The organism is Acinetobacter sp. neg1, assembly GCF_000788125.1.
In the GTDB taxonomy this organism is placed as follows: domain Bacteria; phylum Pseudomonadota; class Gammaproteobacteria; order Pseudomonadales; family Moraxellaceae; genus Acinetobacter; species Acinetobacter vivianii.
The window spans coordinates 21290-33321 of sequence record NZ_JSZD01000021.1 but is presented as its reverse complement, the minus strand read 5'-3'; the positions used below and the strand labels follow the sequence as shown (position 1 = coordinate 33321).

The following is a 12032-nucleotide window of genomic DNA, read 5'->3' as shown; positions in this document are numbered from 1 at the left end:
TAGATATGCAACAATGGGCCAGATTTGCAATTCTTGGAGCCATGTTTGTTACCGCATATTTGCTTATTTTGGCTTGGCAAAAAGACTATGGTCATGCTGCACCAGCACCGCAACAACAAGCGGCGGTTGTCACTGCACATGATGTATCTGCAGATTTGCCAAATGCTCAAAATGCAACAGCGGCTTCAGACTTGCCACAAGCAAATGTGACTGCATCACAAACCACAGAAACACCATCTGTGAGTCAGCAACTGATTTCAGTACAAACTGATCTTTATCATCTTTGGATCAATCCTAAAGGTGGTGATATCGTTCGTATTGAATTGTTAAGCCATGATGAAAGCAAAGACAGCGATAAGCCGTTTGTCATGCTGGAAAGTGATGCGAAACGTACTTACGTCGCTCAATCTGGTTTAATTGGTTTAAATGGACCAGATAGCAGCCGTAGCGGACGCCCGATGTATGATGTTGAAAAAACAGCATATACGTTGGCAGATGCGAAGAGCGTTGCAGCAAAAGATGGTAAGACACATCAAGTGTTGACTGTGCCATTGGTATTTAAAACACCTGAAGGTGTGGAAGTGATCAAGTCGTTCACCTTCACGCAAGGTGATTACCCAATTACAGTGAAACATCAGGTTGTTAACCGCAGCCAGCAAAACTGGCAAGGCCAAATGTTTGGTCAGTTAAAGCGTGACAATTCTGATGATCCAGGTAAATCTTCTCAAGGTATCTTTACCCTTGGAACTTATCTGGGTGGCGCATGGGGTACGCCAGACGCGCATTATAACAAGTTGAAATTCAGCAATTTTAATGATGAAAAATTGAATGTTGAAGCCAAAGGCGGCTGGGTTGCCATGGTTCAGCATTATTTCGTTAGTGCCTGGATTCCTGGGAATTTAAAACTTACCCAAGCTGATGGTCAACCGTATGTAGCTAAACTGGAATCGCGCCAGTCTGCTGATCACATGAATATCATGGGCTTCACCTCTCCAGTGATCAATGTACCTGCTGGTACGTCAATGGAAGTGGATGCACAACTTTATTCTGGCCCAAAAATTCAGTCTGAACTCAAAGACTTAGCTGCTGGTTTAAACCAAACTGTAGATTATGGTTGGTTATGGCCAATTGCGAAATTATTGTTCTTGGGCTTACAGTTCTTCCATAACATCATTGGTAACTGGGGTTGGTCAATTATCTTGTTGACGATCTTGGTGAAATTGATTTTATGGCCACTTTCTTCAAAAAGTTATCGCTCAATGGCGAAAATGCGTGTGATTGCACCAGAAATGCAACGTATGAAAGAAGAATTTGGTGAAGACCGTATGCGTTTCTCTCAAGAAATGATGGCGTTATACAAGCGTGAACAAGTCAATCCATTGTCTGGTTGCTTGCCGTTATTGTTACAAATGCCGATTTTCTTGGCCTTGTACTGGGTATTGATGGAATCGGTTGAACTTCGTCATGCACCATGGTTAGGCTGGATTCAAGACTTATCAGCAATGGATCCATGGTTTATCTTGCCGTTGATCATGGGTGTGACCATGTTCGTTCAACAAATGTTGAATCCACAACCTACTGATCCTATGCAGGCAAAAGTTTTCCGTATCATGCCAATCATGTTTACGGTATTCATGTTGTTCTTCCCTGCTGGTTTGGTTCTTTACTGGATCGTCAACAACAGTATTACCATTTTGCAACAATGGTTTATTAACAAAGGTGTCGAAAAAGACCGTCTCAACAAGGTTGAATCGAGTTCTTAAGTTCGAACTTTTACTGAATAAATCCGCTTAAGATGGTAATCTTAAGCGGATTTTTCTTTGTCTGTATTTAGGGTTCCTGTTTCATAACCCTCGTGTTTTTAGGTGAATTTAAGATGCAACATCAAACCACAATTGCTGCGATTGCTACCCCATTAGGTCGTGGTGGTGTGGGCGTGATTCGACTTTCTGGCCCTAAAGCTTATGCCATTGCTGAACAGTTGACCCAGAAAAGTCTTCCTGCTGCCCGCATGGCAGGCTTCCGTCAGTTCTATGACGCGGATGGTTCCGTGATGGATGAAGGCATTGTGCTGTGTTTTCCAAATCCTCATTCGTTTACAGGTGAGGATGTGGTGGAATTACAGGGGCATGGTGGTCCAGTCATTCAGAATGCGTTATTAGCCCGTTTACTTGATCTGGGTGCGACAGCTGCAAAGGCGGGTGAATTTTCCATGCGTGCCTTTGAAAATGGCAAGATGGATCTGGTGCAAGCCGAAGCGATCGCCGATTTGATTGATGCCACCTCACAGGCCGCAGCGCGTTCAGCGGTTCGTTCATTACAGGGTGCCTTTTCAACCAAAATTAATACCGTTTTAGAAAAGCTGATTCACTTGCGTTTGCATGTTGAAGCTGCAATTGATTTTCCAGAAGAAGAAATTGATTTCCTTGCCGATGGCAAGATTTTAGCTTTGCTGGATGATGTACAGGATTCGGTTAAGGCCGTACAGCAATCTGCACGCCAAGGACAGCTCTTACGTGAAGGTTTGCAGGTGGTGATCGCAGGTAAGCCCAACGCGGGCAAATCCAGCCTGTTAAACGCGCTGGCGGGCCACGAACGTGCCATTGTGACCGATATTGCGGGAACGACCCGCGATGTATTGCATGAAAAGATCAGTTTGAATGGTTTGCCGATTACCTTAACCGATACTGCTGGTTTACGTGAAACAGGCGATATCGTCGAGCAGGAAGGGATTCGTCGTGCGATTAAAGAAATTGAACAGGCCGATTTATTACTGCTGGTCTACGATTTAAACCAAGGCGATGAACCGTTACAGCTGGCGCGTGAATATTTTGCCGATCATCTTGAACCGAAACGTTTACTGTTAATTGGCAATAAATGCGATTTAACTGGACAACAGGCGGAAATGACTGATTATCAGGGCTTCCGTCATATTAGTGTATCTGCCAAACAGGATATGGGCGTTCAGGCGCTCATAGATGCGATTACAGCCCATGCAGGCTTCCAGCCTGAGGAAGACACCTTTATTGCCAGAACACGCCATTTAGACGCAATGAAGCGCACTCAGCGCTATCTTGCAGAGGCACGTGAGCAACTTGTTGTGTTTAACGCAGGTGAACTGGTGGCAGAATCATTGCGTCTGGCACAAAATGCATTGGGTGAAATCACAGGTGATTTTAGTGCCGATGATTTGCTCGGCAAGATTTTTGGTTCGTTTTGTATTGGTAAATAATCAATTAAATCAAATACTAGCGGCTTGAATTGTAGTGCAATTCAAGCCATTTTTTATTCATTCTCTTCAGCGGTTTGCTCTTCCTCAGCTTTTGGTTCTGCTACGACGTTTAATGCAGTCATCATGGCAACCGGTGCGCCTTCCTGACGTGTAGCTTTGAGCTTGATCTGTAAACGTAATTCATTGACTGAATCGGCGTTACGTAAAGCCTCGTCATAGCTGATAGCACCTTCGTTATAGAGATCGAATAAAGCCTGATCGAAGGTTTGCATCCCCAGCTCTCGCGATTTGCTCATAATCTCTTTGAGTGCGTGGAACTGGCCTTTTAAAATATTATCTGAAATCAATGGTGTATTGAGCAGAATTTCAATCGCCGCCCGGCGACCTTTGCCATCCTGTGTTCGTACCAAACGTTGAGAAATAATGCCTTTCATATTGGATGAAAGATCCATGAGTAACTGGTTACGCCGTTCTTCTGGAAAGAAGTTGATAATCCGGTCGAGTGCCTGATTGGCATTGTTGGCATGTAAGGTCCCTAGACAAAGATGTCCTGTTTCCGCAAAAGCAATCGCATGTTCCATGGTCTCCGTATCACGGATCTCCCCAATCAGAATCACATCGGGCGCCTGACGTAAGGTATTTTTCAAGGCATGCTGCCATGAATGACAATCAACACCGACTTCACGATGGGTAATCATGGATTTTTTGTGTTTATGCACGTACTCAACCGGATCTTCAACGGTAATAATATGCCCCGCTGAGTTTTCATTACGGTGATCAATCATGGCCGCCAAAGAGGTTGATTTACCTGAGCCTGTACCACCGACAACCAGAACCAGGCCTCGTTTTTCCATAATCACATGTTTAAGCGATTCAGGCAGCTTTAGCTTCTGAAAGGTTGGAATTTCCGAGGTAATGGTACGAATAACCATGCCAATCTGTAGCTGTTGTTTAAATACATTGACACGAAAACGTGAAACATTGGGAACATTGATGGCAAAATTACATTCCCATTCATTTTCAAAATCTTGGCGCTGTTTTTCATTCATTAAGCTATACGCGAAGAGTTTGGTTTTATCGGCAGTGAGTTCCTGTTGCCCGAGTGGACGCATAAGTCCTTGTAATTTAATGCTGGGTGGAAAATCTGCGGTGATAAATAAATCTGAACCGCCGTATTCCACTACTTTGGTCAGCATATGAAACATAAATGTTTTGGCTTCTTCGAGTAATTCTGCGCTATACATCAATCTACCTGAATCTGAATAATAAGATGGTTTGTTGCGATTTGATTTAAAAAATTCAATTAAAAGAATGGTCTATGTGGTTTTTTAAATATAAGCCAAGACCATTAAGCCTAAAAAACACCCCAAATGTTTGCTCAATAATTTCCACATTTCATCTCTTGCTGAGGAATTATTTCAAACATGACTCGATTGATCTAGCAGGTTTTTAATTTAATGCTGCCATTTCAAGTTGATGTGAAAAAAATTGTCAATTTTTTACTAAAAATGCAGCTGGTGAGCCGTGTAAATCTAGTTTTGCTCATATCAGGTATGTTCCACGTGAAACATCGCGCGTATCGGTTGAATTTTGGTTGTTGCTGAGTAAGCTGAGCTGTTTGCTGCTGCATTAGTCATTACAATAGCCGCTGATTTTTGTATTCGAGTGTTGGACATGTTAAAAAAAATTGGGATTTTCTCATTATTCAGTTGTGTTTCTGCCATGAGCTTTGCCAATGTAGAGACCTTAAAAAGCAATTTGAGTCAACAATATCCCAATATTCAGGTCACCAACATTCAACCGACTGCAATGAATGGTTTATACAGTGCAAGTCTGGATAATCAGATCATATATCTGGATGAAAGTGCCCAACACATGTTTATCGGGTCAATGGTTCGCTTAAAAGATCAGAAAAATTTGACCAAGGATCTCGTGATCCAGCAAAACACGGTAGATTGGAAACAGTTGCCTTTCAAAGATGCCATTAAATCCGTCAAAGGCAATGGTAAGCGTCAATTGGCAGTATTCTCAGATCCAAACTGTTCTTATTGCAAGAAGTTAGAAGCAGAGATGGATAAGCTGAATGATGTAACGATTTATACCTTCATTTATCCGCTAAAAGCGCAATCGGTTGCTGTATCTAAATCAGTCTGGTGTGACGCCAATCAAGCTTATGCATGGAAAAACCTGATCCAGAAGAATGTCCAGCCGCAAGCAAAAACCTGTGCGAATCCGATTGAGCGTAATTTGCAGCTTGGTCGAAAATTAGGTGTAGATGGAACCCCGACCCTGATTTTTGGAAATGGATTTAAAATGGTCGGTGCAAGAAGCGCTGAAGAAATTCAAATGATCTGGAAAGAACTCGGTCTATAAATAAAAACGCCCAATTCATTGTGATGAATGAATTGGGCGCTTTAATTGAATACGTTTTAGCTTTTTTTGGTGACCAGATTGTAGATAAATAAAATAATGATGGCACCAACCACAGAGGCAATGAAACCAGCCGCCGAATTTTCACCATATAAGCCGAGTAAGCGACCACCATAGGTTGCCAATAATGAACCCGCAATACCCAATAAAGTCGTTACGATGAAGCCTGCTTTATCTTCACCAGGATGTAAAGCACGTGCGATTAAACCAGCAAAAAAACCAACGACGATTGCCACAATTAGAGACCACATTGTCTTTCTCCTTGTTTTAAAAGTGATATTTCTTTCTATCCTGCTTGATTCGAGCAGACTTTGTCTGTAGTGGATTACTGAGTTATGTCGTATTTTTGTGCAAGCTTTGGGAGGATTTGATTAAAGTATCAATAAAAAAGCTGCTTTTCACACTCGAGCCAAGATAAAGCAAATGAATACTTTATCCGAGCGCAAGATAAACATGGATCTATGCTATTCACCTGTTTTGAGGTGTGAATAGCAAGATTTGATTAGATACCGATTTCACCAATGAATGGTAAGTGACGATATTTTTGATCAAAGTCGAGGCCATAGCCCACAATAAAGCGGTCTTCGACTTCAAAGCCCAGAAATTTTACATCTAAAGGAATTTCACGGCGTGAAGGCTTGCTCACTAAAGTACATAATTCAATTGAGTTTGGATTACGGGTTTTAAGCATTTCAACCACTTTGCTTAGCGTATTACCTGAGTCGATAATATCTTCGACCACAAGTACATCTTTACCGTGAATTTCGCCATCAAGGTCTTTTAAAATTTTGACATCACGAGAGGAAACGGTTCCACCACCATAACTAGACACGGTCATAAAATCGAGTTCATGTGGTTTGTCGATTGCACGGCATAAATCTGCCATAAAAATGACTGAACCACGTAATAAGCCGATCAGTACCAGTTCTTTATCACTTTGAGCATAGTGTGCATTGATTTTGTCGCCAAGTTCTTTAACTTTGGCTTGAATCTCTTCACTTGAAATCATAATGCGCATTGCAATGGTCATCGGTAGATTCCTAAAAACTTAAAAACGGGAAAATAAAAAAGGTGTTGACCTGCAACACCTCGAAATCTTGAGCTAATCTGGCAATTTTAAAACAAAATCACTTTTCATGCACCTTTTGATGACGAAGAAAGTGTTTCATTTTGAGCAGATGAGCTGTCACGTTTAAGTAGAACAGCACATGCAATCGCGATACATAGCCACCCAAGTCTTTGTTTGTTTAAAAATTTAGTTTTGGCTATAGGCTTTTTGTCCATAGATGTAAGTCGCCTCAATATTTCGGTCATCGCCCATGGTGAATAAAGCAAATAAGCTATCTTCAACCGATTTTGAACGTGACTGACGCAGTTGTTGTAATGCGGTTGGCTGGGTATTCAAGACCACGAAATCCGCTTCTTTACCGATGTTAAAGTTACCGAGTTTCTCATCCAGATCCAGTGCTTTCGCACCACCAAGTGTCGCGTGATACAGTGATTCAAAAGCAGAAAGTTTATCGCCTTGTAACTGTTGGACTTTGTACGCTTCATTCACGGTTTGCAACAGGCTAAATGAAGTCCCTGCCCCAACGTCAGTGCCTAAACCGACTTTTACTTGCTGTTCCCATGTCTTTTTCAACGGGAATAAACCACTGCCCAAGAACAGGTTTGAAGTCGGACAGAAGGCGATCGCAGAGTTGGTTTCATGCATACATTTCCATTCTGCATCTTCTAGATGCACGCAATGCGCAAATACAGAACGTTGACCGGTTAAGCCATAATGATGATAAACATCCAGATAACCGTCCTGCTCAGGGTATAGATCTTTTACCCATGCGATTTCATCTTTGTTTTCACTTAAATGTGTATGCACATAAACATCAGGATATTGAGCTTTGAGTTGTCCTGCTTTTTCCAGTTGTTCTGGTGTAGACGTTGGCGCAAAACGTGGGGTAATTGCGTATAAAGCACGCCCTTGACCATGCCATTTCTCAATCAGGGCTTTAGAATCATCATAGGCACTCTCTGCGGTATCACACAGCGCTTCTGGTGCATGACGATCCATCATCACCTTACCTGCGATTAAACGCATCTGGTGCTGTGCTGCGGCTTCAAATAAAGCATCCACAGATTCAGGATGTACCGTACAGAACACCAATGCAGTGGTGGTACCGTTTTTAAGCAATTCATTGACAAAAAACTTGGCTATGTCTTGGGCATAAGCTTTGTCTTTAAACTGAATTTCAGTCGGGAACGTATAGGTATTGAGCCAGCTTAATAATTGTTCGCCGTAGGCACCGACCATTTCCGTTTGTGGGAAATGGATATGTGTATCGATCATGCCTGGGATGATCAATTGTTCTGGATAATGCTGAATTTCAACGTTTGCAGGAAGATGGGCTTGAGCGTCGTTCCACGTGCCAAACCAGCGAATTTTACCTTGTTCAGTGATCATTACGCCGTCTTCGATATAACGGACTTGATCGGCAATTTCAGTGGCTTGAGAAACGGTCTTTTGAATATCTAAGAAGCGACCACGAATTACCGTGGTTGGAGTAGCCAAAGTCATAACAACCTACAATTTTACTTTTTTCGGTTGATTGTACCTGATTTTGCCAAATTTACTGGATTATTCGGCTAATTAACGTGCTTAAAAGGTATATAAATGTGACTTATACACCGAACGTTCTCATTTTGGCGGGTGGGTCATGGCATAGCTGAAGTGTAAAAAAATAAGAGATTGGAACCGTGATTAAACAGGACAATCAATGACTCTCCTTGCTTGCGCGATTGATTTATTTCCCTAATAAAAAAAGCCTGCAATGCAGGCTCTTTTTATATTAGATGTGTTATTGCGCTTGACGCTTATTATGACGTAACGATAGATAAGCGGTAATGCTTAATACCAGAACAATAAAGCCTAACGAGATCCAGATTGGCATGTGGAACACATCGAGCAATAACATTTTTGCACCAATGAACAATAAGATGATGCCCAAGCCATACGGTAAGTAATGCATTTTCGATGCAGCACCTGCCAATAAGAAGAACATCGCACGTAAACCCAAAATCGCCATCAAGTTTGCGGTTAAAACAATGAACGGGTCACTGGTCACGGCGAAAATTGCAGGAATGGAATCCACAGCGAAGATCACGTCAGATGCTTCAACCAAAATCAAAACTAAAAATAAAGGCGTTGCCCATAACACACCATTCTGGCGAACGAAGAAATTGTTGCCTTCAAGCTGTGGCGTGATACGCATATGTTTGCGTAACCATTTCAGTAACTTGATATCTTCAATATTGGTATCTTCTTCATCCTGACCTTTCAGGAATTTAAAGCCTGTGTAGACTAGGAATGCACCGAAGATATATAGCACCCAAGAGAATTCTTGCACAAACCACGCACCAATAAAGATAAAAATGGTTCTAAGCACGATTGCGCCGAGTACGCCGTAAAGCAGGATTTTACGTTGATATGCAGGTGGAATCGCAAAAGCTGCGAAAATCATCAACCAAACGAAAACGTTATCGATCGCTAATGATTTTTCCAGTAGATAACCTGCGAAGTATTCCATGGTTTTCTGGTTTGCAATGGTTGCACCTACGGTTTGCTGTAGATAAAACCATAATCCACCACCAAAAATCACTGCAACACTGACCCAAGCAATACTCCAGTAGGCTGCCTGTCTGATCGGCACGTCCTGATTTTGTTTTTGTTTAAAGCCTAAAAAGTCGACCAGTAGCATTACGGTGACGAGACCGAAGAATGCGACATAGAGCCATAAATTACCGATAGTTTCCATCACAACTCCCTATCTGGCAAATGGACATAAAAAAACCTCGACCAGTTGCCAGATGAATTAATACATCTGTTTCAACATGATCAAGGTCTTGCCTACACCACGATGGATTGTGATGCTCAGAGTCCGACTTTTTGCAAAGTGTAATGACGAAGCTCTGACACCTAAGGCATTCAGCGCTTAGGTCTGGAGGAGGCTACTCCCCTTGTCAACATATTCTGTATGGATATTCATATCCAAATATGCGCATAGAATTACATACTTTTAAATAATGTGCAAATATTCATCAGCAACGCTGGTCTAAAAAATTTTCAGGATTTCCGTCCGTAAAAATTGATGGCGTGGGTTATGTTTCACATTTTCATGCCAATACATACCCATATTGATTTGAGGCAGCTCGATTGGCAAAGGATGGATGTGTAAAGCTTTGGAATAATGCAAATGCTTGAGGATACTTTGCGGAATGGTCAGAATGGCGTTGGGATAATGATTCAGTATCTGTAATGCCGTTGCATAGTGCTGGCAGCGTAGGAAAATCTGGCGGGATAATTGCTGCCGATTAAGATAAATATCCTCGAGCAGAATCCCAGTACGCCGTGAAGACACCCCAATATGCGGTGAAGACAAATACAGCGATAAATCCATATTGGCCTGCTGGGTGCACACCACAAAATGGTCTTCAATCAGATTTTCAAACTGTAAGCTGGCCTGATACGGTTGTACCAGATCAATGACAAAATCAATCTGTTGGGCAGAAAGATCAGCCAACATGTTTTTACGATCCAGTTTGGAGCTCAGGAACTGGATGTCCAGATTCAGTTGCGCAAAATGATGCACCAACTGCGGAAAAATAATCGGCTCAATTTCGTCATGAATGGCGATTTTCAAGCTGTGCAACATCTCAGGCACAAAGTCCTGTTGCGGCACGGCAATACTTTGAATGGTTAATAATGCGGTTTGAATCGGCTGGTAAATTTGCTCCGCATACGGTGTAGGCAGCATTTTTTGACCGCTGCGCACGAATAACTCATCACCAAGCTGGCTACGCAAGCGTTGCAAGGCATGACTCACGGCAGATTGGCTGATACAGAGCAATTGTGCCGCTTTAGAAATGCTCTTCTGTTCAAAAATCGCAATAAAAAGCGGATATAAATTAATATCAATACGATGAAAATGTCCCACTTCCAGCGGGTTGCTATTATGAATCTGATTCATAGTTTTGAATAAAATAAAATCATTTCATTCATAATAAATTTTCGCTTATGGTGATGTAAAGCAGCGAATCAGCTTTCGCCAAATTTTATATTGAGGGAGAAAAGGATGTTTGCATTATCAGCACGTGCGCAGGATTTTATTGCACGAACGCAAGCGTTTATCCAACAAGAAATTGAACCTATTGAAAAAGCATTCTGGGATGAGGTACATCGCCTCAATGTCGATGGTGACTGGACCAAATGGCAATGGACTGAACAATTACAACAATTGAAAGATAAGGCAAAAGCAGCGGGCTTATGGAACATGTTCTTACCTGATGCCGAGCTCGGCGCGGGTTTATCGGTTCAGGAATATGCACACATTGCTGAACTGACTGGACGTAGCCTGCTTGCTCCAACGGTATTTAACTGTAATGCGCCCGATAGCGGCAATATGGAAGTGTTGTGGCGCTATGGTAGCGATGCGCAAAAACAGCAATGGCTACAACCTCTACTCAACGGTGAGATTCGTTCAGTTTTCTGTATGACCGAGCCTGCGGTAGCATCCAGTGATGCGACCAATATGCAGGCGACTGCGGTGGTAGAGGGTGATGAAATTGTCTTGAATGGACGTAAATGGTGGTCATCAGGTTTAGGTGATCCAAATGCCAAAATCATTATTTTTATGGCTTATACGCCTGACCCAAGCAAAGACCGTCATCACCAGCATTCTATGGTGCTGGTACCGGTCAATACCGCTGGCGTAACCATTGAACGTATGCTGCCAGTGTTTGGCGATTACGATGCACCACATGGGCATGGACAGGTCAGTTTTGACAATGTTCGCGTGCCTGTCAGCAACTTCATTGGTGGTGCAGGACAAGGTTTTGAAATTGCTCAAGGCCGCTTAGGCCCTGGGCGTATTCATCATTGTATGCGCTGTGTTGGCGCGGCAGAGAAAGCGTTGGAACTGATGATTGACCGTGGCATGTCGCGCAAGGCATTTGGCAAAGAACTGCTCAAGCTGGGCGGGAATCTGGAACGCGTTGCCGATGCGCGTGTGCAGATCGATCAGGCGCGTTTATTGACCTTATACGCTGCCTATAAGATGGATACGCAAGGCAATATGGCGGCATTAACTGAAATTTCAGCCATTAAAGTGGTTGCGCCAACCGTCTTGCAAAATGTGGTGGATATGGCGATTCAGATCCACGGCGGCGAAGGGGTTTCCCGTGATACACCGTTAACGGCTTTCTTTACTCAGGCGCGAAGTTTACGTTTGGCCGATGGACCGGATGAGGTTCATAAAGGCATGATTGCTAAATTAGAACTCAAAAAACGTGGCTATGGTCGTGGATAAGGATAAAAGCA

Annotated in this window: 10 protein-coding genes; 4 read left to right on the top strand and 6 right to left on the bottom strand. The window is 42.7% G+C overall.

Going from position 1 to position 12032, the window contains the following annotated elements:
• The first annotated feature begins 5 nt into the window (after window positions 1–5).
• A complete protein-coding gene (gene yidC / locus PJ15_RS17290) occupies window positions 6–1763 on the top strand; it encodes a membrane protein insertase YidC (protein WP_004776493.1) in 1758 nt (585 codons plus the stop codon).
• A 113-nt stretch (window positions 1764–1876) separates the two neighbouring features.
• A complete protein-coding gene (gene mnmE, locus PJ15_RS17285; RefSeq protein ID WP_047432952.1) occupies window positions 1877–3232 on the top strand; it encodes a tRNA uridine-5-carboxymethylaminomethyl(34) synthesis GTPase MnmE in 1356 nt (451 codons plus the stop codon).
• 53 nt (window positions 3233–3285) lie between these two features.
• Here the strand turns inward: mnmE and PJ15_RS17280 are convergent, their stop codons facing one another.
• Complete coding sequence (locus PJ15_RS17280) at window positions 3286–4476, bottom strand: PilT/PilU family type 4a pilus ATPase (protein WP_047432948.1); 1191 nt, start codon at window positions 4474–4476, stop codon at window positions 3286–3288.
• 430 nt (window positions 4477–4906) lie between these two features.
• On the opposite strand from PJ15_RS17280, the gene PJ15_RS17275 reads away from it, so the two are divergent.
• Window positions 4907–5605, top strand: coding sequence for a DsbC family protein (locus PJ15_RS17275; RefSeq protein ID WP_047432945.1), 699 nt, complete (start codon window positions 4907–4909; stop codon window positions 5603–5605).
• 56 nt (window positions 5606–5661) lie between these two features.
• On the opposite strand, the gene PJ15_RS17270 is transcribed toward PJ15_RS17275, so the two are convergent.
• The 5 genes from PJ15_RS17270 to PJ15_RS17250 form a co-directional block, all read right to left on the bottom strand.
• Window positions 5662–5913: a GlsB/YeaQ/YmgE family stress response membrane protein gene (locus PJ15_RS17270; protein WP_004776487.1), complete on the bottom strand. Its 252-nt coding sequence runs from the start codon at window positions 5911–5913 to the stop codon at window positions 5662–5664.
• A 251-nt stretch (window positions 5914–6164) separates the two neighbouring features.
• Window positions 6165–6692 (bottom strand): hypoxanthine phosphoribosyltransferase, encoded by a 528-nt coding sequence (hpt, locus tag PJ15_RS17265; protein ID WP_004776485.1) that lies wholly within the window; start codon window positions 6690–6692, stop codon window positions 6165–6167.
• Window positions 6693–6917: 225 nt separating this feature from the next.
• The gene (gene guaD / locus PJ15_RS17260) at window positions 6918–8234 is read right to left on the bottom strand and encodes a guanine deaminase (protein ID WP_047432942.1); all 1317 of its coding nucleotides are present in this window, start codon (window positions 8232–8234) and stop codon (window positions 6918–6920) included.
• A 280-nt stretch (window positions 8235–8514) separates the two neighbouring features.
• A complete protein-coding gene (locus PJ15_RS17255; RefSeq protein ID WP_004776481.1) occupies window positions 8515–9471 on the bottom strand; it encodes a TerC family protein in 957 nt (318 codons plus the stop codon).
• Between the two features lie 297 nt (window positions 9472–9768).
• On the bottom strand, window positions 9769–10683 hold the full coding sequence (locus PJ15_RS17250) for a LysR family transcriptional regulator (protein WP_047432931.1): 915 nt from the start codon (window positions 10681–10683) through the stop codon (window positions 9769–9771).
• Between the two features lie 105 nt (window positions 10684–10788).
• Between PJ15_RS17250 and PJ15_RS17245 the strand changes: the two genes are divergently transcribed.
• Window positions 10789–12021 (top strand): acyl-CoA dehydrogenase family protein, encoded by a 1233-nt coding sequence (locus tag PJ15_RS17245; protein WP_047432928.1) that lies wholly within the window; start codon window positions 10789–10791, stop codon window positions 12019–12021.
• Window positions 12022–12032: the final 11 nt, after the last annotated feature.